The following is a 22112-nucleotide window of genomic DNA, read 5'->3' as shown; positions in this document are numbered from 1 at the left end:
GGGGCGGTGATGAGAAAATCACAGATCTGGGATCACGTGATCCTGCTCGCCGGTGTCTTCTTCATGGTCACGCCCGTGGTCCTGGCCTTCCTGACCAGTACCCACGACGCGATCACGATCTACAAGGAAGGCATCCAGTTCACGCCGGGCGGCAAGTTCTTCGAGAACTACGAAACGGTGCTGTTCCAGGCCGGTGGCTTCACCAAGGAAGTCGACGGCTTCGTGATGCTGAAAAACTCGCTGATCCTCGGCCTCGGCTTTGCGATCGGCAAGATCATCATCTCGATGCTCGCGGCCTATGCCATTGTCTATTTCCGTTTTCCGATGGCCTCGCTCTGCTTCTGGGTCATCTTCGCAACCCTGCTGCTTCCCCTGGAAGTGCGCATCCTGCCGTCCTACGAGATCGTGCAGTCGCTTGGCATGGTGAACACCTATACCGGCCTGATCGTGCCCCTGATTGCCTCGGCGACAGGCACGTTCTTCTTCCGTCAGTTCTTCATGTCCGTGCCGGATGAACTCCTGGAGGCCGCCCGCATCGACGGTGCCGGCCCGTGGAAGTTCTTCAAGGATATCCTGGTGCCGCTGTCCCAGACGATGATCGCGGCCATCTTCATCATCATGTTCGTTTACGGCTGGAACCAGTATCTCTGGCCGACCCTGATCACCACCGATGAAAGCCTGTTCACCCTGGTGCGCGGCATCAAGCAGATCCTGCAGGTCTGGGTGGGCGCCCAGATCCCGGCCTTCAACGAGGCCATGGCGCTGGCGATCCTCGCCATCGTGCCGCCGGTCCTGATCGTGGTGATCTTCCAGAGCTGGTTCGTCAAAGGGCTCGTCGAGAGCGATAAGTGAGGTTTTGAATGTCAACGATTACTCTCGACACGGTCCGCAAGGTCTATGCGGGCAATGTGGAAGCGGTCAAAGGTGTCTCCATCGACATCGCCGACGGCGAATTCATCGTGCTGGTCGGCCCGTCAGGCTGTGGCAAGTCGACCCTGCTGCGCATGATTGCCGGCCTGGAAGCGATCACCACGGGTGAGGTCAAGATCGGCGACCGGCTGGTCAATGATGTCGACCCGGCAGACCGGGACATCGCCATGGTGTTCCAGAACTATGCGCTTTATCCGCATATGTCGGTCTACAACAACCTGGCCTATGGCCTCAAAAACCGGGGCATGGACAAGGGCGAGATCGACCGCCGGGTGAAGGAAGCCGCGCGCATCCTGGAAATCGGCGACTATCTCGACCGCAAGCCGCGCCAGCTCTCCGGTGGCCAGCGCCAGCGCGTCGCCATGGGCCGCGCCATCGTGCGTGAACCGGCCGCCTTCCTGTTCGACGAACCGCTGTCGAACCTTGACGCCAAGCTGCGTGTGCAGATGCGCGTGGAGATCAAGCGCCTGCAACGCTCGCTCGGCACCACCAGCGTCTATGTTACCCACGACCAGCTGGAAGCCATGACGCTGGCGGACCGGCTGGTGGTTCTGAACGGCGGCAATATCGAGCAGATCGGCGCTCCGATCGAAGTCTATGACAAGCCGGCTTCCACGTTCGTCGCCAGCTTCATCGGCTCTCCGGCCATGAACCTTCTCGATGTGAAGGCGGACGATGCCGGACTGTCGCTGGCGAGCAGCGGCGGCCTCAGCGGTGCCAACACCAAGGGCAAGGACCGTTACACCATCGGCATCCGGCCGGAGCACATGGAAGAAGTTGACGGACCGAAGGACGGTGACGGCATTCTTCTGGAGGCCACCGTCAACGTGCTCGAGCCGGTCGGTGCGGAAAGCTACATCTATGCCAGCCTCGGCGATGGTGGCCCGGAAATCGTCGTGCGTGTTTCCAGCCACGCCCGTCACGAAGCCGGCGAAAAGCTCTACCTCCGTGTCGCCCCGGAAAACATTCATCACTTCGATGCGGACACCGGCAAACGGATCGACTGATCCGCCCCCCTTCAGGCGAGGCGGTTTAACGAGGGCCGCCGAACCCGAACCAGCCACCCCGGGCAACCGGGGTGGTTTTTTCATGGGCCAATGACATCCAGGTTTTTCAGCGTCTCGTCGAACTGCTCGATCCCGATGACCTTGAACCTTTGGTCCTGCAACTGCGCTGCCTCGATCCGGTCGCACCGGAACGTCCGTATGGAACCTCTTAAGTGATCGAATGCCAGCACATACCAGACCGGGCTGTGCAGGAGCAGGTAGTGCGGTTCGATGAGACGCTGCGTGGTCCGGCCTTCGATGGACCTGTAGGAGATCTCAAGCAGGTGCCGGGTCACGAAGGCCTGGTGGAGTTCCTCGACCACCGTCTGGGCCGGTGCGGAAAATGCGGACAGAACCATGGGCGACGCTGCTTCGCCGACCCGGATCCTCGACTTGATATCGGAAATATCGTTCTTCAGCCTGGGCGAGAAGGACGCCAGCAGCTTGCGCCGGATGGGGGCCAGCTCGGCCATGAAGAAGGGCGACTTCATCTGCTCCGCGATTGCCAGGCTCACAAGGAGGTCGATCGCCTCCGAATAGCTGAAATTGACCCGCCCGATGCCCCAGCTGCTGTGCAGCCGGATGCCGCCGCCCCGGCCGCGGTCGGCCTCGACCGGCAGGCCCTGATCTCGAAGGATCTGGATATCCCGGGACAGCGTGCGGCTGCTGACGCCGAATTCTTCCGACAGGCCGGCAACCGTCAGCGCTTCGTCTGACTTCAGCCTGGCCGTGATGAGCTCCAGGCGTTTCATGCGTTCCGTGGTGGTGCTTCTGGGCATGGAACAAATAAGACATAAAATGTCGTATTTATCCATATGGTTCCGCCATCGACAACTTCAGGAGACACATATGTCGGACCCAATCACCGTCCTCGCCCCGATCAAACTCGCGCCCGGCAAGACCGAAGCAGACCTGCTCGCGGCTTCCAGCCGGTTTCAGGAAAATTTCGTCAGCCATCAGAAAGGCGTATTGCGGCGCGAACTCGTCCGCACCGCGGAAGGCGAATATCTCGATATCGTTCAGTTCCGCAGCGCCGATGACGCGGAAAAGGTCATGGAAGCGGAAAGATCATCGCCGGACTGCATGGAGTTCTTTTCCATGATGGACCTGAGCGACGTGGACATGGACGCCGAGATGCCGATGTACCGGTCCCTCGCAACCTATTGCTGACCGGCACGAGGTCTGTGATGACCGGTGAAGCCGGCTCCGCCCCGCCACCCCGGACACCCGGGGTGGCTTTTTTGTTTTGGGGACCGACAGTTTCGGCGAAGGATCTCCCTCCTCCTGTTCGTCATTGCAGGGCTAGACCCACTGGTGTCCGGTTTAAGTCGACCCAGTTTCAACAGATCATTGATTCATCGTCGATATTTACGCTTCTTCCAATCTTGGATACGCAGTGCCTTACCGCTTGTTCCAGTCTCCCCCCTGGAGGGGGAGATGTCCGGGAACCGGACAGAGGGGGGGCACATCGGTTCCTCGAATTCGGAAAAGGCCTTGTTTGCGGGGAGGTCGAGCCCCCCCTCTGTCTCCTGACGGAGACATCTCCCCCTCCAGGGGGGAGACTGGAACAAGCGGCGAAGCCTATATGCGGTCAGATGCATCTGCTTAACCGGACAGCAGTGGGTCAAGCCATGGCATGACGAAGATGGAGAGTGTTTGCCTTTCCTCTCGGGACCTCTCCTGACGGTGCTTGTCAGGAACTTGCCGGCAAGGCTCTGGCCCCAAAGGCGCTGCTCTGGCACATGAGAGAGCAACACAACAAGGGAGCATCAGTTGGAACCGTTCAAGAACAATATCTCGCCCGATCTGGTGCGTTGCCTCGCCGGCCACCTCGACAAGCAGCTGAACGGTTTTGACAAGGCAGGTTTTGAGGCCGACATCCTGGATCGGCTCGAAGCACTTGAGCTGAAGGAACGGGCCAGGCACATCGCCGATGTTCTGGACCGGCACCTGCCGGATGATCTTTCTGAGCGATACGCCGTTCTGGAAGCCATTCTGCACCCGATGACGGAAGTCGCCTTTGACCGGGGCAGCGACGAGCATGGCATGCGCGGCTGGGGCATGATGCCCCTCGGCATGGTGGTGTCCGACAGCGGTCTGGAGAATTTTGAAGCGTCCTTTGCGCTCCTGAAGGAAATGACCAAACGGGCAACGGCCGAATTCGATGTGCGCCCCTTTCTGGACAAGGATCAGGACAAGGCTCTGACGATCATGGCGCCCTGGGTCAGGGACGACAGCGTGCATGTGCGCCGGCTGGTTTCGGAAGGTACACGCCCGCGCCTGCCCTGGGGTCTTCGCCTGAAGCAACTCGTTGCGGATCCCTCGCCGACCCTGCCCTTGCTCGAAGCGCTGAAGGACGACCCGGAAGAGTATGTCCGCCGCTCGGTTGCCAATCACCTCAATGATATTGCCAAGGACCATCCGGACCTGGTGGCCGAGATCGCAACGCGCTGGCTGAAAGGCGCTGACAAGCACCGCGAAAAGCTCGTCCGCCACGCCTGCCGCTCGCTGATCAAGCAGGGGCATTCCGCAACGCTTTCCGCCTTTGGCCTGAACCCGCCGGAGATCCAGGTGGACGGTCCGGCCATCACGACAGAAAAGGTCGACTACGGCTCCGCGCTCGGCTTCGCCATCAAGCTGACGTCAACGGCGCAACAGCCACAGGATCTGGTCCTCGACTATCTGGTGCATTTCAAGAAGGCCAACGGCACGCTCGCGCCTAAGGTTTTCAAATGGACGAAGCTGACCCTTGAGCCGGGCGAGACAGTATCGCTCGCCCGCGAGCATGCGATCCGGCCGATCACGACCCGGGTCTATTACAGCGGCACCCAGGCGGTCAGCCTCAGGATCAATGGACAGGATTTCGGGTTTTCGGAGTTTGAGCTGGTGATGGACCCTTGAGGTCTTGAACAGACCTCACCGCGTCAGTCTTCCAAAATCACATGCGGCACGAAGCGTGACATATCCTGAGTCACCGGCTGCTTGTCCTCGCGCAGACAGATGCCGGAGGCCTGACCGCCGATGATCCAGGAACCGATCATGACATAGTCGTCGCCGAATTTCGGTGGCTTGGCATAGCCCTGCAGGATATGCCCTTCGGCGCCGTAATCGCCCGGCGTGGTGATCTCCTCGTCACCGAGCCCGCGCACGGTGATATTGGCGCCTTCCCGGCTAAAGAGCGGCTTCTTCACATGAGGCAATGACAGGAAACTCTCCGGCGCTTCGCCGTCAAAAAAGGACGGTAAAAGATTTGGGTGGTCCGGGAACATTTCCCAGAGCAGCGGCAGGATCGCCTTGTTGGAAAGGATGGCCTTCCAGGGCGGTTCGAGCAGCTGGATCGGCGCACCGGGCAGGTAGGGTCCGTAGTCCTCGCGGAACATGTCCTCATAAGGATAAAGCTTGAACAGTGCGTCGATGACAAAGCTGTCAGTGTCCGCAAACCGGCCGTCCTCATCGACGCCGATCTCTTCCACGGCAACAAAATGCGGAATGAGGCCAGCCTGCTTGGCGCAGTCCTCCAGATAGCGCACCGTCGCCCGGTCTTCGTCGTGATCTTTCGAAGAGGCAAAATGGATGTGATAGCCGGGACCGAACATGGCCGCGAACCGATCGATCAGCCGGTCCTGCACGGAATTGAACTGATCCGCCGTCTCCGGTAGCACACCGGCAGCCATTTGCTGCTCCAGCCAGACCCATTGGAAAAAGCCGGTTTCATAGAGCGCCGTCGGCGTATCGGCATTGAATTCCAGAAGTTTCGCCGGGCCGCTGCCGTCATAGAAAAAGTCGAACCGGCCGTAGAGCGAAGGATCCTGGTTGGTCCAGGATTTCCGGATCCAGTCGCGATAGTCCTTCGGAATCGCGAATTTCTGAAGCAATGCGTCGTCATGGACCACCCGGTCGACAAGATCCAGGCACATGCCATAGAGCGCCTGACTCGGATCCTCGATGTCGTCCTCGATTTCCCGTAAGGAGAACTGATAGGCCCGGCTCTCGTCCCAGTAGGGCGCGCCATACATGGTGTGAAAACCGAACCCAAGCTCCTCCGCCTGTTCCTTCCAGCCCGGCCGTTCGGGAATGTCGATCCGTTTCATCTATTTGGCCTTGGTCAAAACAAAAATTCAGGACGCGGGATCAAGATAACAGGCACACCGCCTCTCCAAGAGTTCAATGAGCCTTCTCGCTTTGCCTCACGAAATAAGGACAAGGTGCCGAAGCGCTTCTCGCCATGCTTCCTTGCCGGCAACCGGCGACCGGTGTCATTCCGGCCAAGCGAAGCGCGAGCCGGGACCTACTCGCATTGCTGCTTGGTTATGCGTGTCTTTCCTGGCCGCGCAGAGCTTCATCTTTCGGCTCTGCGAACGAGTGGGCCCCGGGTCTCACTTCGTTCGCCCGGGGTGACACAGGAAGCTACGGCGCGGCACCCGAAGTTTACGCGTTCAACACAACAGGCGGACGGCGCATTGCCAAGCTCTGTCAACGCAGCGCAGAGCACTTGCCGCAACACACCACAGCCCGCGAACAGTTAGAGCTTCGCCAGCAGCGCCTGGACGTCGTTGCGGCCCGGGTTTTCGAGGGCCTTGATCTTGGCTTCCAGATCCGCACCGCTTTCCAGGCGGGCGTCTTCTTCGGCGGCTTCCAGCATCGCCTGCTGTTCGGCCTGACGCTGTTCCAGGCGGGCCAGGCTGTCAACGGCGCTGGCGAGCCGGCCGTCGGAAGCGGTCGTGTTGGTGGAGGCTGCCTTTTGCGCCTTGATCAGCGCTTCGTTGGCCTTGGCGCTTTCCATCTTGCGCTGCAGGGTCTCGATCTTGTTCTGAGACTGGCGGATGGTGGCATCCATGCGCTCTTCGGTGGTCTTGTACTGATCGAACAGCGCCTGATCGGCTTCCGCCTTGTCGCGCAGCTTCAGGATGCTCTCGATGATCTCGACAGCCAGCGGCTCGTCCCCATTGGCCTTAGCCGTGCGGGCTGCTTCGGTGCGCCGCTCGATCTCGGTCATCAGCTCCTCGACGGAACGCTCCTTCAGGCGCCGGTTCGCAGACATGCGCGCCTTTTCGTCCTTAGCGTTGGCAATGGCCTGCTTGGCCTCGCGCACTTCCTGCTCCAGGATCGTCATCAGGTTGGCGTCCTGAACGGATTCGGCGGCATCGTGGGCATGGCCCTTGAACGCCGTGATCAATTTGCCCCAAACACTCATGGTCAGATGTCCTTGCTTAATCTACGGCGGGTTCAGGCAGCGGCTTTCGGGCCGACATCGGCAGCCAGTTCCAGCGCGCTGTTGGCGATGGTGCGCAACTCGGTCTCAACAGAATCGAGCGTTGAGCGCACGGACATGGCGCCAAACAGCTCATAATATTCCCGCCCATCAACATCATCGATGGAAAGCGCGCAGAGTGGCAGCAGCTTCTTGTGGTTGCGCAGCATCATTGCCTCAAATGCCGCCGGATCGTCCTGGGCGTCGCGCGGCCACAGCACCGTGGAGGTGAGGATCTGGGTCTCACCGACATTCATGTAGAGGATGATCTCACCGGCAGAGTGCAGCTGCACTTCCAGAACGTCGGGCTGGTCCGGGCTGACGGTGCAGGTGATCTCGCCGTCGGAAAAGCTTGAGGACTGTTCCAGGGCGGACTTCAGATCCTGAAGAGTCCAGGCGGTTTGCGGTGCGTTCATTCCGGGCCTCCCATTACGGCCGGGGTCCTTCCCGGCTCCGAACAAGTAGAAGTCAAACCAGAGTGTTTCAAGCGATTTTTCAGGACGCCAGCCGATTTGACAAGGCGGCTGGGGCTGGTCACAGTACGTCGCGATTCAAACCGTGGCAGATTCAGCTGTGCCCATTTTACAACTCATCATTTCCAGGCTGTACCAGCATGTGATCGAGCTCAAGCTCTGGCTGCTGCTGTCACTGATCTGTGCCTATCTGTTCATCTCGTGGCTGCTGTTCTGGTTGGCCGGAGAAGGCGGGCTGACCGACAACCCGCTGACCTTCATCTATTTTGCGGCAACAACCGCTTCCACGGTCGGGTATGGTGACCTGTCGCCGGAAACGGAAGCCGGGCGCATGGTTGCCGCCTTCTGGTTCTTTCCCGGAGCCCTGCTGATTTTTTCCGCGGTTCTGGGCCGGCTGACAGGTGTGCTTGTGGAAGGAGTAAGACGTATGGCGGACGGCAACGGCAATTACGAACGCGTCCAGAACGCCACAGTCATCGTTGGCTATCACCGCGACAAGACACCCTTGATGGTCGAAAATCTGGTTGCCGGCCAGGATGGCGACGACAAGATCATTCTCCTGGCCTCTTCCAAGAATGTCGAAGTTCCCGAAGGGGTGCGGCTGATCCGTGCCGAACGGCTCGACGCGCTGCAATCGTTGCGCCGCGCGGCCATACCCGGCGCCCAGAAAGTCCTGGTCTATGCCGCGACGGACGCAGAGACCTTCAACACCTGTCTGGCCATTCGCGAACTCAACGAAGACGTCCACATCGCTGCCTATTTCGAAGACCGGGACACCGCAAGGCGGGCCGGCAAGCTGGCCGGCATCGAACCGGTTGTGTCCAATGCCTGCGAGTCTCTGGTTCGTGCTGCACAGGACCCCGGCGCCGGCCAGATCCTGATGGCCCTGTCGACGGCTGGTCTCGGCGCCACCGTCTATTCGGCCATTGTCGAGGCAGACAGCACCACCGACACTTCGGCCCTGGAAAAATCCCTTTCCGGTGCGGACGGCACGCTGATTGCCGTTTCCCAGCCGGACAATGACGACTTCCTGTTCCGCCCCTTCCCCAAGGCGCTGAAATCCGGCGGTTCGATCTACTATCTTGCCAGCAAGCGCCTGAGCGCAAACCAGATCACAGACGGACTGGAGGGCGACGATGTTCGGGTCACTGTTTAACAAGAAACCGAAGGGCTGGCTGCCGCCGGAAATTCTTGGCCTGACCATCGGACGGGGCATCACCTTCGACAAGATCGCCTTGAAGCTTCTGCCGGCAGACAGCCTGATCGAACATCCCGACAGCACCTTGATGATCACGGCCCAGGGCCACTGTGACCTTGGTGAACAGTCACACATGCACCGCTTCTATCCGGACGATGACCGGTTCCTGGTCCAGTTTCAGGGCGGGGACGGTGTTGAGGACGAGCGGGTCGACGAGATCATGCTCTGGTATTTCTACGACGTGCAATATCCGTCCGGCACAGGCGAATGGAACCAGATGAAAGAGGCCATTCGTCAAACAAGCTTCAATCTGCCGACCGAGGATGGATTGCAACGATTCGACCGTGCCTGGTTCGACACCTCCTCGTCACCGGAAGACCCGATGACCTACTGGGAGGAAGTCTGCGACACGCGCGAAGGCGGCGGCCGGCGCAAGATATTCCAGACAGCCATGCTGTTTGCCCGTACGCTGAAGGACGGGCGGGACGAAATGCTGCTGGTCAACATGGAAGAAGCGGACAGCGGAGAGAAAAGCATTGCCTTCATGGTCGGCTTTCCGCTCGAACGACACAATTTTTCAGTCTAATTCACATCCGGGGAGACAATCATGGACGTTCTTCTGGCATCCCTTTCAGGCATCATTCCCTTCGCGCTCTATTTCGCAGCCGCCATCGCCATGCTGCTGATCTTCATGAAGATCTACATGATCATGACGCCCCACGACGAAATGGCCCTGATCAAGGAAAACAACGTCGCCGCCTCTCTTGTGCTGAGCGGCGCCTTTCTCGGCTTCTCCCTGCCGCTGGCCAGCGCCGCGGCCAACTCGCTCAGCATCGTCGACTTCATCGTCTGGGGCATCATTGCCTGCATCGCGCAGCTGATCGTCTACCAGATCTTCCGCCGCTTCTACCCCAAGATCACCAGCCGGATCGAAAGCGGCGAGATGGCGATCAGCACCAAGCTTGCGACCATCTCCGTGACGGTCGGTCTGCTCAACGCCGCCTGCATCACCTATTGACGGACCACTCGCTCGAAGAACCGCGATTTAGATCAGACCTTTGAGAGGTCGGGAGAAATTTCATGAAACGCTCCAAATCGATCAAGCTGGTGGTCATGGCGACAACATCGGTGTCCCTGGCCGGCTGTTCCCAGGAACCGGATCTGGAGGGCCAGGTCTACCGCACGGAGGCCGAGTGTATTTCCGGCAACTTCGTGCCCGACGAGGTCTGTGCCGAGGCGCTCGCCGTCGGCAAAGATATCCACGAGAAAACCGGGCCGCGCTACAACACGGTCAACCTGTGTGTCGACCAGCACGGCAACAATGTCTGTCTCTACGACACGTCAAACGAGGGCTCGTATTACACGCCGACACCTGTCGGCTATTTCCTGACCGGTGCCCTTGCCGGCGGCGTGACCAGCCAGCTTCTGCGGGACAACGTCCGCCCGGTCTATTCGGAACGCGGCAGCCGACGCTACTACACGTCCCACGGTTACTATGTCGGAAATTACGGCGGTACCAGCTGGCGCACCTATAATGATGCGGTCAAGACCACGCCGAAGCCCGCCAAGGTGCAGACCCGGACCTCCGTTGCCTCGCGCGGCGGTTTCGGCGCAAGGTCGAGCTCCGGTTTCCGGGGCGGCTGACATTCGGCGCTTGCGGCAAGCCAAAACTCACCATTTGAGGTGAACCGCTGACGGGTTCCCTTGCGTATCAGGCGCAGCAACGGGAGCCCGTCACATGAAACGCATTGCAGCCGCATTATTCGGATTGGCCGTTCCCCTGGGAGCGGCACAGGCAGAAACCGCATCGGCCTCCACGACCAGCGCGCATGACTTCAGTTTCGAGATGCCGCATGGCAATCCGCTGATGCTGAAGGAGTTCGAGGGCAAGGCGGTGCTGGTCGTCAATACGGCGACCGAATGCGGTTTCAGCGGTCAACTGTCCGGTCTGCAGCAGCTGCAAGAGACCTATGGCGACAAGGGCCTCGTGGTGCTCGGCGTGCCGTCCAATGATTTTGGCGGCCAGGAACCACGCGATGACGGTGAAATTGCAAAATTCTGCGAGGCCCGTTACGGCGCGACGTTCCCCATGACCGCCAAGACATCGGTCAAGGGCCGGAACGCGCACCCCTTTTACCAATGGGCTGCCGAAACGCTCGGCCCGGCCGCCCGGCCCTACTGGAACTTCCACAAGTATCTGATCGGCCCGGACGGCAGCATCGTTGCCTGGTTTGCCACGCCGACCTCGCCAACCTCGAACAGGGTCACGAGCGAGATCGAGACCGTTCTGGCGCGCCTGGCCGAAAGTTGAGCTGGCCTGTGGCCCTGGAAGGCTAGCTGTCAAGGACGGCTTCAAAGCCCTCGAACTGCGGATGACCGACATACATGCCCTTGTTGTCACCGGCGTTCTTGTGGGCCTGGCGAAAATGCTCGGATTTGGTCCAGTTGATGAAGTCGTCGCGGCTCGCCCAGATCGTGTGCGAAGCGTAGAGCGTGGTGCCGTTGTCTTCGTCCTGCGGTCCTTTCATCAGGTGAAAGCTCTTGAAGCCCGGCACATCTTCCAGCCTGGAGTCGCGATCGCGCCAGACGGTTTCAAAGGCCGCTTCCTGGCCGTTCTTGATGGTGAACCGGTTCATGGCAAGGAACATGTCTTCTGGACTCCGTTTCTGTGGCGATCGATTTGATCACCATCGGTCATATAAGTTGATTTTTATATTCAGGTATTTCGCATTTCAAGCCGGAAACCTTCTCCCAAACAATCGCACGTAAGGTGCCAAGAGACCTTCCGCCAGCTCTCCTTGAGCCACGTCAACGCCTGTCCACGCAAGCGCGCCTACGCTCCAACGATATCATCCTTGAACGACAGGAGCCGGATATGGCCGTCACCGACTGGGAAGCCTTCGTCACACAGACCGATCAACGCATGGGGGAAGTCCGCAAGGGCATGCCGGAGGTTGCCAAGGGCTTTGGAGCACTGGCCAAGGCGGCAACGGCACCCGGAGCGCTTGACGCCAAGACCAAGGAACTGATCGCTCTGGCCATCGGCATCACGGCACGGTGTGATGGCTGCCTTGCCTATCACGCCAGGGCCGCAGCCCGGCTTGGCGCAAGCCGCGACGAGATCCTCGAGGTGATTGGTGTCTCGGTCTATATGGGTGGCGGACCGTCCATGATCTACGGGGCCGAGGCTCTTGCGGCCTATGACGGGCTGGGCGACGACGGCTGATGCCACTCAACCGGTTCGATCCAGCTTCTCCTGCGACATCAGCCGGCTGATCTCGGCATCGGGAATAGCCTCATCCGCATAGGCAAACGTGCCGCTTGTCCTGACTTCGGTTGCTGCCCGGAGCAGCGCCCCGACAGCGGCCCGTGCGAAGGAGCCCCCGACACTGATCCGGCACACGCCGGCGGCAGCCAGGTCGGCCACCGAGTAGCGCGGGCCGGTCAGCCCCATGACCACATTGACCGGTTTGTCCACGGCATCGCAAACCGTGCGGATCGCGTTCAGGTCCGGAAGGCCCGGCGCATAAAGCACATCGGCCCCCGCTTTCGAGAAAGCCTGCAACCGCTCGATAGTGTCGTCGAGATCGGCACGCTGCCAGAGGAAGTTCTCCGCACGAGCCGTCAGGAGAAACGGCAGTTCCCGCGCAGCTTCAGCCGCAGCCTGGACCCGTTCAACCGCAAGGTTGAACGGGTGGATCGGTGCCTCCGGGTCGCCGGTCGCGTCCTCAATGGAGCCGCCAACGAGGCCGGCCGCCGACGCCCGGCGTATGGTTTCGGCACAAGTCTCCGGTTCGGGTCCGAAGCCGTCCTCCAGATCGGCAATCACCGGAAGCGGCGTCGCTGCGACAATTTCGGCTGCATTGTCGAGGATTTCCTGCCGGGACAAGCTGGCAAAGGAGTCCCGCTTGCCTTTGGAGATTGCATAGCCGGCGCTGGTGGTGGCAAGCGCTTCAAATCCCAGACTGGTGAGCAGCCTTGCAGACCCGGCATCCCAGGGATTGGGGATCACGAAGGCACCGGCCCGCTGATGCAACGCTTTCAGGCGCTCAAACTTCTCGATCTGCTGCGACACGACACCCTCCCCTTACCGTCTCTGCTGGACATAGGGATAAATGCGGGCGCTTGTAACCCTTGTGCGTGGCAGGTGCGAGGCAGCAGTCGTTTTAAGCCGTGTTTTCTGTAAGAGCTTCTGCAAGTGCCTCGCAAGGAGCGCTGGTTGCCGTCTTGCCGCGCACCAGGATGATGTCGAGCGCCTCGACCACGGGTAGTCCCTGTTCCCTTCCAAGCCGCATCACAGACGTCGGCACGGCCATCTGAACAACGGAGGCCACTGCAAGATCCGCTTCGACCAGGGTGACAAGCGCCGAATGGCTGAAGCTGGAATAGGCGGACCGATAACTTCGACCGCTGCGGTTGAGCGCGGCCAAAGTCTCCGTGCGGGCCTGACTGCCGGGTTCATAGAGCGCGACCGGCAAGGGTGTGCGCTCCAGGGCCTGACCTTCCCTTGATCCGATCCAGACCATTGGTTCGCGCCGGATCAGGCGCCCTTCCGTGCCTCCCGTGCGCGTGACAATCGCCATGTCGATCTCTCCCGCCTGGACCTGCGGCAGAAGCGCCGTCGACTGGGCACAGACCACGTTGAGTTCAACGCGCGGAAACAGAGCCGCGAACCGCTTCAGGACGTCCGGCAACATAGCCGAGATATAGTCATCCGGTGCGCCAATGGTGACCTTGCCCTCCATCTCCGGACGGCTGAAGGCGGCGGCTGCCTCATCATGCAATCGCAGGATCCGCCTTGCATAGCCCTCCAGTTCCTCGCCGGCCCGGGTCAGCGCCAGATTACGCGTGTCCCGCACGAACAGACGCTTGCCGATCTGTTCTTCCAGACGCTGGATCTGCATGGAAACGGTTGCCGGAGACTTGTGCACACGCGTCGCCGCCCGTGAGAAGCTCATGGCATCAACACAGGCCAGAAAGGTTCGAAGAAGCGTGTGATCAAGTTGCATTTCTTCAAAATTCCTGAATAGTTTCTTCAAACTATATTGCTTGCCTGAATAATGAAAGTCCTTCCAATCTGGCTGCAACAAAGAGGTTTCCGCCATCACCGGCAGAGCATGCCTCTTTCCCGCCAGCGCAGGACAGGATCCATGACAAGACAGACAGAAGGCATACTCGGGGTGGTCTTTGCCCAGACCCTGCTTGGCACGCTTGGCCTGTGCGTTCTGGAAAGCGGTGCAGGCCCCGTCAGCGTTGCCTTCTATCGCTGCCTGATCGGAGCGCTGGCTCTGACCCTCTTCTGCCTCTGGCGCGGCGACCTTGAGCGCCTCTCTGCAGTATCAGGGAAAGCACTGGTCCTTTCGGTGGCAAGCGGGGTGCTGATGGCCGGAAACTGGGTGCTGTTTTTCGAAGGCATCCGGCGGACCGGCATCGCGGTCGCCACCATCACCTTTCACATCCAGCCCTTCCTGGTGGTTGGCTTCGGTGTGCTGCTGTTCAAGGAACGTCTTCACGCCATCACACTGTTCTGGATCGGGCTGGCGCTCGTCGGCTTGGCGCTTGCCACCGGCCTGACCGGGGCGAGTGTCAACATTGAAACGTCCTACCTTCTCGGCCTGGGCGCGACGCTGGCGGCTGCGCTTCTTTATGCCGGCGTGACGGTCATCGCCAAGGGTCTCACCGGTCTGTCGGCGCCCCTGCTGGCCGCAATCCAGTTTCTGACCGGCATGGTGATGCTGGTTTTCTTTTCACCCGCCGCTCCCGGTTCCCTTGCATCTGACCAGTGGATCTGGCTTGCCATCATCGGTCTGGTCCATACGGGTGGTGTTTATGTCGTGCTCTACAAGGCGCTGCCGAAGCTGACCACCCCGGTGATCGCGGTGCTCCTGTTTCTCTATCCGGCGAGCGCAATCGCCGTCGACGCTGCCGCTTACGGACGGCTGATCAGCATCGTCCAGATGGCTGGACTGAGCCTGATTGTGCTGGCCAGTCTCGCAGTGACGTTGAATTGGGGACGACGTTCAAACCCGGTGTTTCACTCTAAGCCGACCGCGTCGTGCCGCGCTGCACGAGGCTGATATCACATTCGCGGATCTGTTGCGGCAGGTCGGGGTTTTCCAGGCGCTGCATCAAGAGGTCCAGCGTGATCTCGCACAGTTCCTTGCGGCTTTGCAGGATGGTGGTGAGATCGTACGCCTTCCAGGATGCCTGCGCGATGTCATCATACCCGATGACCTGAATGTCCTCCGGCACGCGCAGGCCATGTTCATGGCGCAGGCCATCCAGAACGCCGAGCGCAAGATAGTCCGCGGTGCAAAAGATGCCGTCTATCTCCGATTTCACCCTGTTGACGAATTCTGCAGCGGCAAGCCCACCGTCATAAGACTGCGTGCCCCAGGCGATCCGGGTCACCGCTACACCGCCAGCATTGGCGGCCTGTTCAAAGGACAGTGCCCGGCCATTGATGGAATAGGAGGAGTTTTCGGGCGTCACGACCGCGAGTTTCTTGCAGCCGCAGGACACGAGATGGTCATAGGCCATACGGCCGCCGGCTTCGAAGGCCGTGACCACCCGGTCGACCGGCGCACCGGGGTCCCGTTTGTTGACGACGACCAGCGGCACACCGTTGTCGAGACATTCCCGGCAGATCGATTCCGGTGGCGTATCGGAGGTGACGATCACGCCTGCTACGCTGTATTGCAATAGCGAGCCGATCAGATCGGCGACATCGGCAGACGGTTCTCCCCGGATCAGGATTGGCCGGAAACCGCGCTCCAAAAGACCCTGTGTCAGGAGATCGATCTGCTCGGCCCGGAAGGGATTGTCGAGATCGGCGGCCACCACGCCGACCAGATCCGACTTCTGCTTGTGGAGCGAGCGTGCCAGGACGTTAACGCGGTAGCCAAGTTCACGCGCAGCTGCAATCACCTTGTCCCGCGTTTCCTTGGAGACGCTGGCCCCGTCGGTGAAGGTCCGCGAGACGGCGGACCGCGAAACGCCTGCCAACCTGGCGACATCAAAGGAATTCACCGTTTTCTTGGGGCCCGTGGCGTCAGACATCCTGTTTCCTTCTTCGGGTCTTCAAAACCCTGGTTTCCCTGCAGCCAGCTGTCGCGCAACCCGGAACGGTTCGTTGACGTTAAAGAGGTCCGGTTCAAGCAGCAACAACCGGTCGATCTCTTCCGGATCATTTCCCATGTAGGCGATCATGACCTTGCGGCCCGAACGCCGCACCGCCGCGATGGCTTCTGCCTCTGCATTGCCGGCGTTGAATTCGATGATGTCCGCGTCGAATGCGGTGAGGCAGTCTTGCAGGCTGTCAAAATCTTCCGGCCGCGCCATCAACCGCGCTTCCGGAAAGGCATCCCGGATCTGGCATAGCCAGTCCAGGTTCCAGGACCAGAAAAAGACACCATCCGGTGCAAGCTGCTTCAGAACAGTCTCGGCCGTGCGGATCGGATCCGCCTGCTTGAGTTCGACATAGAGCCTGCCGCCTCTTTTTGCGGCAACACCTGTCACCTCGTCGAGCAACGGCAGGCTGGTTTCCTCAAAAAAGGCATCGAACCAGGATCCCGCATCAAGGGATCGGAGCTCTTTCAACGTCTTTTTGGAGACTGGACCGGTCGCGTCTGTCGTGCGGCCCAGATCGCTGTCGTGAAGTACCACAAGATCCCCGTCAGAGGTCTGCCGAACATCAATCTCGACATAGTCGAAGCCGGCCGACCAGGCCGCCGTCGCTGCCGGCAGCGTGTTTTCCGGTGCAATCTTGCGGGCGCCTCGATGGCAGACGATTTCCGGATGGTTTGGCCGCGGGGACCGGTACCGGCTGACCATTTCCGGTTGGTCGGAACAGATACCAAGGACCGGCAACCCAACCAAGGCGTCGACAACCTCGGGGCGCTCTTCATGCCAGGTGACCACCGGCAGTCCGCGTTTGCCTGCCTCGTCAAAGAATCTTTTATCCAGAAGCTTGTCCGGCCGGTCGCCAGCCCGCTCCCAGCAGGGATGGATGATCTCCGCCCCGCACGCGTCCGCGATTGCGAAAGGGTCCTTGTTCAGGCCGACCAGGATCGACACCGGATAGGGAACCCCGCGTTCAAGCAGCTCAGCACAATAGTCGGGTGTGTTCGCCCCGACGATGCATTTCGCAATCCCGTGCCCTTGAAGGATGTCGATCGCCTTGGTGGCCGCATCCGCTTCCTTGGCATCCAGGTAAATACCGGCGCCGAGAGACGCAGCCAGCGATGCGACTTCGGCAAAGAGCGGGGCGGACCGCCCTGCGGCCGACGTGAGATCCTGCAGCTCGCGCGCGGTGAGTTCCGAGACCGGTCGGTCGATATTGCAGGCCTTCTTGAGGTCGGCGTCGTGGAACGCAACCGGGATCCCGTCCGCCGTCAGGCGAACGTCCACTTCCCACATGTCAGCGCCAAGCTCATGGGCAACTTGAAAAGCCCGCAAGGTGTTGTCGAAGGCATAGGCGCTTGCCCCGCGATGCGCGATGGCAAGAGGCGGTCCCTCATGTGCCTTGACCCAGTCTCGGTCCAATGGTGCCCTGGTCATGCAAACACCATCAAAGCCTGTTGCCATCCGGACCGAAGGCCAGGATGCGGTCTTGCGCAATGCCCCAGGTGACCTGCTGCCCCATCTGAAATCCACCACCCTGAGACTGGATCGACCGCAGCACGGCACCGTTTTCCAGTGTCACGTCGTAGAGCTCTTCCCTGCCCTGCGTTTCGACAAAGCTGATTTTGCCCGTCACTTTCAGATCATTGCCAGGCTGGAAGAATTCGGGCCGGATGCCAAAACGCATCGGCGCTCCATTATCCGGCAACCGGATGCTGGAAGGCACCGGCAACGTGAATTCGGAATTGGCCAGACGCAAGGTCTCTCCCTGGACGGTTCCGTCCAGAAAGGCGATCGGTGGATTGCCCAGAAAACCGGCGACAAAGTCCGATGCCGGGTTTTCATACATGTCGCGCGGGGCGGACAGCTGAACGATCTTGCCCTTGTCCATTATCGCGATCCGGTCGCACATGGACATCGCCTCGACCTGGTCATGTGTCACCAGCACGGCGGTAATGCCGGTCGCCAGCTGAATGCGTCGAATTTCAGAGCGCATCTCGAGCCGCAGCTTGGCATCAAGGTTGGCAAGCGGCTCGTCGAGCAGAAGAATGTCCGGCTTGCGCACCAGAGCCCTTGCAAGCGCAACACGTTGCTGCTGGCCACCGGAAAGCTGGGCCGGTTTGCGCTTCAACAGTTCGCCGATGTGGACCAGCCCGGCGATCTCTTCTACCTGCCGTTCGATCTCCGCGCGGCTGTCCTTGCGCACCTTCAGCGGGAAGGCGATGTTGTCGAAGACATTCATGTGCGGATAAAGCGCATAGTTCTGAAAGACGACGCCGACATTGCGCTTCTGGGAAGACAGTGTGGTGACATCCCTCTCGCCGAACATAAGGCGTCCCCCGTTCATCCGGTGAATGCCGCAAATCGCAAACAGCGTCGTCGACTTGCCGCAGCCCGACGGACCAAGCAAGGCCATCATCTCGCCGCTCTTGATCTCCAGCGACATGTCCTTGATGACGGTGGTGTCGCCGAAGGTCTTGGTGAAGTTTTCGATGGAAATACGCATCAGCCCTTCGTGCCTCCGCCATAGATGTTCATGAGCTTCTTGTTGAAGATCAGGTAGATGAGAATGACCGGCAGCGCGTAGAAAACGCCGACCGTCTTGAAGAGATTGAAGTCCGGTTTGACGTCGTCGATGATCAGGTTCTGCAGGTAAACACCAAGCACCTGGGCATTGGCGCCGGGCGCCAGGATCTGGGGCAGGATGAACTCGCTCCAACCGGACAGAAACGCGAAAATACCGAGGGCGGTCAGACCGGGCTGAACCTGTGGCAGCACCAGCTTCCACCAGACAGTGAAGCGGCTGGCGCCGTCCTGAAGCCCGGCCATCTCGATCTCCCAGGGCACGTTGTCGTAGAACCCTTTCATGATCCAGATCCCAAAGGGCAGCTCGAGTGCTGCCTTGACCAGGATCACGCCGACAAGCGTGTCGTAAAGGCCAATCATCTGCAGGATCAGGAAGATGGCGATGATCAGGGTAATCGTCGGGAAGGCGTGCAGGATGATAAGACCGGCCAGGAACATGCCGCGAAAGGGCATGTTGAGGCGGGAAAGCGCATAGCCGGATGTCAGCGACACCGACAGGACCAGAAGCGTTGACGCGCAGGCGAAGATGAAGGTGTTGAGCGTGACGGGCCAGACAGACGCCCGGCCTGTACCCGGTGCGTCCCACAGGAAACGCCAGTGCTCCAGGGAGAAGTCGGTCGGGATCAGCGAGCCGGCCGGACTGACCGTGACCGTGTCCAGAACCAGGTAGACATACATGATCACCAGCGGCATCGATGTCAGGCCAAGCGCCAGCAGGATCGGCCAGGTCTTGAAATTGTTGCTCATGGCGGTTCCTAGTTCTCGATCCGCGGTTTGCTGATCATGGTCTTGAAATCGAACAGGCGGAGATAGAGCAGCGACGCGATGATCCCGATCACCACCAGCACCATGGCCAATGCGGCGCCATAGCCGTATTCCAGATTGCCGCCATAATTGTTGAGCGCGATGGAGAAGGCGTAGAACGCCCAGACGCTTGTCGCGCTGCCAGGCCCCCCGTCGGTCGACAGATAGATGTATTCAAACGAAGTCAGCAGCGAGAGCGTCTGGTAGGCGGTCGTGAAGAGGATCGGCCAGCGCAGCTGAGGCAGAATGATGTACCAGACCTGCTGCATCCGGCTGGCGCCATCGACCTCGCTGGCATAGAGCATGGACGACGGGATCGCCCGGATCGCACTTGAGAACAGGATCATGCCCATGGATGCCCCGACAAAGCCGTTGATCAGGATCACCACGATCCAGGCGTGATAGGCGGTGTCGAGCATCAGGTTGCGTGCCGGCACACCAAAGAAACTCAGAAGGGTCGATAGAAACCCGGTGTCCCAGGTGAGCCACTTCCACATCAGCACATAAAGCACCGGCGGCAGAATGCGCGGCAGGAACCAGATGGTGCGGAACGCAGCCGCCTGCGCCGATGGCAAATAGAAGGTCGCGATCGCCAGGAAAAGCCCAAAGCCGATGTTGAAGGCCAGAGTGAAGCCGACATAGATCGCCGTGTTGGTGGCCGCGCGGTATGTCGACGGCAGCGACGCCATCCGGTCGTAATTCTCGTTGGTCCAGACCCAGCCGGTATAGGCTTCGCGCGTGATTTCTTCCCGTTGCTCCGGGCTAAGGGACAGGCCGAGCCCGTCCAGGTTCTCAAGAAACACCGTTTCACTGTCGAACCGTGTGTTGAGCAGCGAGCGTTTGAAGAGATCGGCGGCCTTTTTCAGGTCCCGGGTTGAGCGCGGGCGCGATTTCAGCTTTTTCAGGTCCCGCTCAAGGCTGCGGCGGCCATCATAAGTCTTGCCGAAATAGGCCTTGGCGATTTCGCCTGCAAAAGCCTTGCCATAGTCCTTTTCAACGGCTGCCAGTCCGGCGTCGTCAATCTTGAAGAGGTCGGCCTCGAGCCGATTGACTGCTTTTTCGTCAAATCCGGACTGTTTCAGGTCCCGCACCATCTCGGGCGTGACCTCGTAAGCGCCACCGGTGATGCCGGTGGCCGTGCTCATGGACGTGAAGGAGAACACCCCGGTCAGGATCACCGGCACCAGGAAAAACAGGATGGAAAGGATCAGCGCCGGTGCCATGAAACACAGGCCGAACAAGTCTGCGCGCCGCATCATCTGCCTCTTGAGGAAAGAAAATGGCCGGGCGAAAAGGGAGTGAAAAGCCGCCCGGCCAAGATGGTTCGCTTAGCGGACGATCAGGTCGTCGCCGAGGGTTGCCTTCATTTCGGCTTCCACTTCAGCCACAGCTTCTGCCGGGGTCTTGGTACCGGTCCAGGCGGTTTCCAGGCCCTTGAACATCAGTTCGGAGAACTGGCCGTACTTGATGTGGTTCGGCTGGGCATTGGCATGCGGCAGCAGGCGCTCGGTGGCTTCGGCCGCCCAACGGTCGTTAGCATAGAACTCGATGTTCGACTGTTCCCTGGAAATGCCAAGGTGGGCCGACTTGATCGCATGCAGGGAGTTGATGCGCGGCTCGGAAGCGATCTTGATCAGCTGGGCAGCGATCTCGACGGCTTCTTCATCCTGCTGCTGGGTCAGAAGATAGGCCAGCGGGTGCGTGATGGTGTTGGCACGGCCGTTTTCATTGCCGGCCGGGATCAGCGTGAACTGGATGTTGCCGAAGAAATCGTCCAGGCCTTCCTTGCCGGTGTAACGGGCATAGTGCCAGGTGCCACCATGCCACAGAGCCGCCTTGCCGGAAGCCACTTCGGAATACCACTGGGCCCAGTCCGTGCCGATGTGGTTCTTGCGGGTGACGCCGGCTTCAACGGCATCGACGAAGAACTGGTAGAAATCGGTCATGGCCTTTTTGTCGAGAACCAGTTTGCCGGTCTCGCTGTCGATCAGTTCACCACCGAAAGACTGATAGAACTGGGCATAGTCCGGGCCGTTGGAAACGCGCGGATAGAAACCGTAGCCCTGTTCCACCAGTTCCATGTCGACGGCCTTCTTGGCGTCTTCCAGAACGTTGGCAAGCGTGTATTCACCTGCTTCAACCTTGGCCGGCAACGCGTCGATCTCTTCGTCGGAATAACCGATCTTCTTCATGGTGTCTTTCCAGAAGAAGAAAGGACGGCTTTCGGCGTCCTGCGGCAGGCCGACAACCTGGCCGTTGTAGGACGTGATCTCAACGAGGTTTTCGTAGAGGTTGTTGAGCGGCCAGGCGTCGAGATCGACATAGTCCTCGACCGGCACGATCAGGCCTGCGGAGCTCCACGGTGCGATGTCGAGGTGGCTGGTGACAACAATGTTCGGCGCTGTACCGGCTTCAGCGGCCAGGGTAACGGCCTGCTTGAACTCGGCCCAGCCGGCAAAATCGCGTTTGCCTTCCACGGTGATGTTCAGCTCTTCACCGGCCAGCTCGTATTCGCGCTCGAGCATGTCGGCCGCCATAGCGATGGCGTCGATGCGGTAGTGATCGCTGTCGTTGGAGCCGCCGGCCCAAACGGTGATGGTCAGGTCTTTTGCAACGGCTTCGCCGGCAACGGTCGCAGCTGTCAGAGCCAGAACGGCAGCTGCCGTGGACTGGCGCAATTTGGAAAGAAGAGTGGTCATCTG

24 protein-coding genes are annotated in these 22112 nt (G+C 60.0%); 11 read left to right on the top strand and 13 right to left on the bottom strand.

All coding sequences use genetic code 11. The annotated features are described in order from the left end of the window. Positions 1 to 9 precede the first annotated feature (9 nt). Entirely contained in the window at positions 10 to 852 is an 843-nt protein-coding gene (ugpE, locus tag ACO6TG_RS17820) for a sn-glycerol-3-phosphate ABC transporter permease UgpE (RefSeq protein ID WP_094073592.1), read from the top strand. Between the two features lie 8 nt (positions 853 to 860). After that, a complete protein-coding gene (locus tag ACO6TG_RS17815) occupies positions 861 to 1937 on the top strand; it encodes a sn-glycerol-3-phosphate import ATP-binding protein UgpC (RefSeq protein WP_422374419.1) in 1077 nt (358 codons plus the stop codon). Positions 1938 to 2017: 80 nt separating this feature from the next. On the opposite strand, the gene ACO6TG_RS17810 is transcribed toward ACO6TG_RS17815, so the two are convergent. After that, on the bottom strand, positions 2018 to 2755 hold the full coding sequence (locus ACO6TG_RS17810; protein WP_422374418.1) for a helix-turn-helix transcriptional regulator: 738 nt from the start codon (positions 2753 to 2755) through the stop codon (positions 2018 to 2020). A 70-nt stretch (positions 2756 to 2825) separates the two neighbouring features. On the opposite strand from ACO6TG_RS17810, the gene ACO6TG_RS17805 reads away from it, so the two are divergent. Together ACO6TG_RS17805 and ACO6TG_RS17800 are read left to right on the top strand one after the other, a co-directional pair. After that, positions 2826 to 3146: a hypothetical protein gene (locus tag ACO6TG_RS17805; RefSeq protein ID WP_422374417.1), complete on the top strand. Its 321-nt coding sequence runs from the start codon at positions 2826 to 2828 to the stop codon at positions 3144 to 3146. Positions 3147 to 3749: 603 nt separating this feature from the next. Then, positions 3750 to 4877 carry a DNA alkylation repair protein gene (locus tag ACO6TG_RS17800; RefSeq protein ID WP_422374416.1) on the top strand — a complete coding sequence of 376 codons (1128 nt, stop codon included), beginning with the start codon at positions 3750 to 3752 and terminating at the stop codon, positions 4875 to 4877. A 23-nt stretch (positions 4878 to 4900) separates the two neighbouring features. On the opposite strand, the gene ACO6TG_RS17795 is transcribed toward ACO6TG_RS17800, so the two are convergent. The 3 genes from ACO6TG_RS17795 to ACO6TG_RS17785 form a co-directional block, all read right to left on the bottom strand. Next, complete coding sequence (locus tag ACO6TG_RS17795) at positions 4901 to 6067, bottom strand: glutathionylspermidine synthase family protein (protein ID WP_422374415.1); 1167 nt, start codon at positions 6065 to 6067, stop codon at positions 4901 to 4903. A gap of 431 nt (positions 6068 to 6498) precedes the next feature. Then, a complete protein-coding gene (locus tag ACO6TG_RS17790; protein WP_422374414.1) occupies positions 6499 to 7170 on the bottom strand; it encodes a PspA/IM30 family protein in 672 nt (223 codons plus the stop codon). A gap of 32 nt (positions 7171 to 7202) precedes the next feature. Further along, entirely contained in the window at positions 7203 to 7643 is a 441-nt protein-coding gene (locus ACO6TG_RS17785; protein WP_422374413.1) for a YjfI family protein, read from the bottom strand. 157 nt (positions 7644 to 7800) lie between these two features. On the opposite strand from ACO6TG_RS17785, the gene ACO6TG_RS17780 reads away from it, so the two are divergent. The 5 genes from ACO6TG_RS17780 (at position 7801) to ACO6TG_RS17760 (ending at position 11209) form a co-directional block, all read left to right on the top strand. After that, positions 7801 to 8856 carry a potassium channel family protein gene (locus tag ACO6TG_RS17780; RefSeq protein ID WP_422374412.1) on the top strand — a complete coding sequence of 352 codons (1056 nt, stop codon included), beginning with the start codon at positions 7801 to 7803 and terminating at the stop codon, positions 8854 to 8856. Beyond that, positions 8837 to 9484: a DUF2491 family protein gene (locus ACO6TG_RS17775; RefSeq protein WP_422374411.1), complete on the top strand. Its 648-nt coding sequence runs from the start codon at positions 8837 to 8839 to the stop codon at positions 9482 to 9484. The genes ACO6TG_RS17780 and ACO6TG_RS17775 overlap by 20 nt, the downstream gene beginning before the upstream one ends. Before the next feature lie 21 nt (positions 9485 to 9505). Beyond that, a complete protein-coding gene (locus ACO6TG_RS17770; protein ID WP_422374410.1) occupies positions 9506 to 9916 on the top strand; it encodes a DUF350 domain-containing protein in 411 nt (136 codons plus the stop codon). Positions 9917 to 9978: 62 nt separating this feature from the next. Then, positions 9979 to 10542, top strand: coding sequence for a DUF1190 domain-containing protein (locus ACO6TG_RS17765; protein WP_422374409.1), 564 nt, complete (start codon positions 9979 to 9981; stop codon positions 10540 to 10542). A 94-nt stretch (positions 10543 to 10636) separates the two neighbouring features. After that, a complete protein-coding gene (locus tag ACO6TG_RS17760) occupies positions 10637 to 11209 on the top strand; it encodes a glutathione peroxidase (RefSeq protein WP_422374408.1) in 573 nt (190 codons plus the stop codon). A gap of 22 nt (positions 11210 to 11231) precedes the next feature. On the opposite strand, the gene ACO6TG_RS17755 is transcribed toward ACO6TG_RS17760, so the two are convergent. Beyond that, positions 11232 to 11546 (bottom strand): antibiotic biosynthesis monooxygenase family protein, encoded by a 315-nt coding sequence (locus ACO6TG_RS17755; RefSeq protein ID WP_422374407.1) that lies wholly within the window; start codon positions 11544 to 11546, stop codon positions 11232 to 11234. Positions 11547 to 11773: 227 nt separating this feature from the next. On the opposite strand from ACO6TG_RS17755, the gene ACO6TG_RS17750 reads away from it, so the two are divergent. Continuing rightward, positions 11774 to 12124, top strand: a complete 351-nt coding sequence (locus tag ACO6TG_RS17750; protein ID WP_422374406.1) for a carboxymuconolactone decarboxylase family protein — start codon at positions 11774 to 11776, stop codon at positions 12122 to 12124. Between the two features lie 6 nt (positions 12125 to 12130). Here the strand turns inward: ACO6TG_RS17750 and ACO6TG_RS17745 are convergent, their stop codons facing one another. Both ACO6TG_RS17745 and ACO6TG_RS17740 read right to left on the bottom strand, forming a co-directional pair. Continuing rightward, on the bottom strand, positions 12131 to 12973 hold the full coding sequence (locus ACO6TG_RS17745; RefSeq protein WP_422374405.1) for an isocitrate lyase/PEP mutase family protein: 843 nt from the start codon (positions 12971 to 12973) through the stop codon (positions 12131 to 12133). 91 nt (positions 12974 to 13064) lie between these two features. Beyond that, positions 13065 to 13907 (bottom strand): LysR substrate-binding domain-containing protein, encoded by an 843-nt coding sequence (locus ACO6TG_RS17740; RefSeq protein WP_422374404.1) that lies wholly within the window; start codon positions 13905 to 13907, stop codon positions 13065 to 13067. 141 nt (positions 13908 to 14048) lie between these two features. Between ACO6TG_RS17740 and ACO6TG_RS17735 the strand changes: the two genes are divergently transcribed. Next, positions 14049 to 14975 carry a DMT family transporter gene (locus ACO6TG_RS17735; RefSeq protein ID WP_422374403.1) on the top strand — a complete coding sequence of 309 codons (927 nt, stop codon included), beginning with the start codon at positions 14049 to 14051 and terminating at the stop codon, positions 14973 to 14975. Here ACO6TG_RS17735 and ACO6TG_RS17730 read toward each other — a convergent pair. From ACO6TG_RS17730 to ACO6TG_RS17705, 6 genes are all read right to left on the bottom strand, one after another. Next, a complete protein-coding gene (locus ACO6TG_RS17730; protein ID WP_422374402.1) occupies positions 14938 to 15957 on the bottom strand; it encodes a LacI family DNA-binding transcriptional regulator in 1020 nt (339 codons plus the stop codon). The two genes, ACO6TG_RS17735 and ACO6TG_RS17730, sit on opposite strands and share 38 nt — an antisense overlap. 21 nt (positions 15958 to 15978) lie before the next feature. After that, a complete protein-coding gene (locus tag ACO6TG_RS17725) occupies positions 15979 to 17457 on the bottom strand; it encodes a glycerophosphodiester phosphodiesterase (RefSeq protein WP_422374401.1) in 1479 nt (492 codons plus the stop codon). Positions 17458 to 17467: 10 nt separating this feature from the next. After that, positions 17468 to 18526, bottom strand: coding sequence for an ABC transporter ATP-binding protein (locus tag ACO6TG_RS17720; protein ID WP_422374400.1), 1059 nt, complete (start codon positions 18524 to 18526; stop codon positions 17468 to 17470). Further along, complete coding sequence (locus ACO6TG_RS17715) at positions 18526 to 19353, bottom strand: carbohydrate ABC transporter permease (RefSeq protein ID WP_422374399.1); 828 nt, start codon at positions 19351 to 19353, stop codon at positions 18526 to 18528. Before ACO6TG_RS17715 ends, ACO6TG_RS17720 begins: the two co-directional genes overlap by 1 nt. Positions 19354 to 19361: 8 nt before the next feature. Then, positions 19362 to 20666, bottom strand: coding sequence for a carbohydrate ABC transporter permease (locus tag ACO6TG_RS17710; protein ID WP_422374398.1), 1305 nt, complete (start codon positions 20664 to 20666; stop codon positions 19362 to 19364). Between the two features lie 72 nt (positions 20667 to 20738). Further along, positions 20739 to 22109, bottom strand: a complete 1371-nt coding sequence (locus ACO6TG_RS17705; protein WP_422374397.1) for an ABC transporter substrate-binding protein — start codon at positions 22107 to 22109, stop codon at positions 20739 to 20741. Between the last annotated feature and the right edge of the window lie 3 nt (positions 22110 to 22112).

Origin of the sequence: Roseibium sp. (assembly GCF_965233565.1) — a bacterium.
Taxonomy (GTDB): Bacteria; Pseudomonadota; Alphaproteobacteria; order Rhizobiales; family Stappiaceae; genus Roseibium.
Note: the sequence above shows the minus strand (reverse complement) of the source record. Positions and strands in the feature narration are given on the sequence as shown.